2 protein-coding genes and 1 pseudogene are annotated in these 1232 nt (G+C 47.8%); all 3 read right to left on the bottom strand.

All coding sequences use genetic code 11. The features are described from left to right. Nucleotides 1-320: 320 nt before the first annotated feature. Nucleotides 321-686: a hypothetical protein gene (locus O9323_RS02185; protein WP_002735843.1), complete on the bottom strand. Its 366-nt coding sequence runs from the start codon at nt 684-686 to the stop codon at nt 321-323. Then, nucleotides 687-1046, bottom strand: coding sequence for a YtxH domain-containing protein (locus O9323_RS02180; protein WP_288124630.1), 360 nt, complete (start codon nt 1044-1046; stop codon nt 687-689). Between the two features lie 64 nt (nt 1047-1110). Next, nucleotides 1111-1232: pseudogene (locus O9323_RS02175) on the bottom strand (IS5/IS1182 family transposase); the annotation flags it as partial.

Below are 1232 nucleotides of genomic sequence, written 5' to 3'. Positions count from 1 at the left end.
GAGAAGATGCAAGGGTGATGCAAGGGTGATGCAAGGGTTTTAAGAGATTCTAGCAGATTTAAGTGCATTTGGGAAGCTCTCAATCAAGCTAAAAGCCCTTTCCTGTAAGGTTTTTACCATTATTCAGCAAACCCTATTTAGGGTTTGCTGAAAAAGTTTGTTGGTGGGGTTAGGAGTTGAGAGTTGGGGTTTTAGGGAGTTGGGGTTTGAGGGTTTTGGGGTATTAGTTGAAATTCTCCTATCTCCCCACTTCCCCACTTCCCCACACCCTACACCCCACACCCCACACCCCACACCCCACACCCCACTGCCCCATCTCCTTAACTGCGTTTCCAAGTATTCCAAGCGACTTTAAAACCGATCAGGAGGCGACGGCTGCCACGATCGAGCTTGCTAAGACCAGCTTTAGCACTACCGAGACTGCGATCGACTCCTTGGACAACTTGGCGGGTACTTTTGACCCCTTCATCGATATTGTCGGTTAATTCGCTGATTTCCGCCCCTGTCAGGCGAATTGCTTCTAGAGTCGGGGGGAATTCCCGATGGAGGGTATCGAATAATTTTTCGGCACTGCGGGCTGCCCGGGCTAACTCTTGCAGAGCAGGTAAAGCGGCGATGAAAACCGCCGTTAAACTAACGGCGACTAGCAGTAAAGAACATCCTAGCCAGAAAATAGGTTCGGTCATTTAATAGTGATTCGAGTGTTGATTATCGCCTTGGGGGGATTCTTGCGAGTCAGGGGAGGGATTGTCTGTGGCTAGACTTTGACTAGCTTCGATTCCGGCTGTCACCGCCTCTTTTAATCTGATTAAAGTATCATCCCAATTACGCCGGGCCGATTCCGATAGGCGATCGGCCTGTAATTGCATCGTCGTGGTCAGATCTTCGGCTAATTCCGGCAAAGCTTGGGCGGATTTTTGCAGAATGCGACGGGTTTCTTTTCCAGATCTGGGCGCTACTAATAAACCCGCCACTACTCCGATCGCACTGCCCACTAAAACCCCGACGACGAATAAGCCACCGTTACCGTTATTGTTATCTGCCATAGGATTGCCCTTGTACTTAATTCCCAATTTTACGAGCAATTACACTAGACCTCCTGCAAAAGTCTTATTCAGCTACTTGATTATAGCCTAAAGCAAGTTCGTAGTTGTAAATGCCAGCGATTAAATTAAATCTCAGACCAAAACGTCGTCTCCGATTCCTGTATCTTGATGATAAAATTCTAAATC

The sequence above is a fragment of the Microcystis sp. LE19-131.1A genome (assembly GCF_027532015.1).
GTDB classification, from domain to species: domain Bacteria; phylum Cyanobacteriota; class Cyanobacteriia; order Cyanobacteriales; family Microcystaceae; genus Microcystis; species Microcystis ichthyoblabe_A.
The sequence above is the reverse complement of the archived record's forward strand: the minus strand, read 5'-3'. Positions and strand labels throughout refer to the sequence as shown.

What these genes read in the sequence shown, in the direction of transcription:
- O9323_RS02180 (WP_288124630.1), bottom strand. Translation starts at nt 1,046, where the DNA reads ATGGCAGATAACAATAACGGTAACGGTGGCTTATTCGTCGTCGGGGTT.
- O9323_RS02185 (WP_002735843.1), bottom strand. Translation starts at nt 686, where the DNA reads ATGACCGAACCTATTTTCTGGCTAGGATGTTCTTTACTGCTAGTCGCC.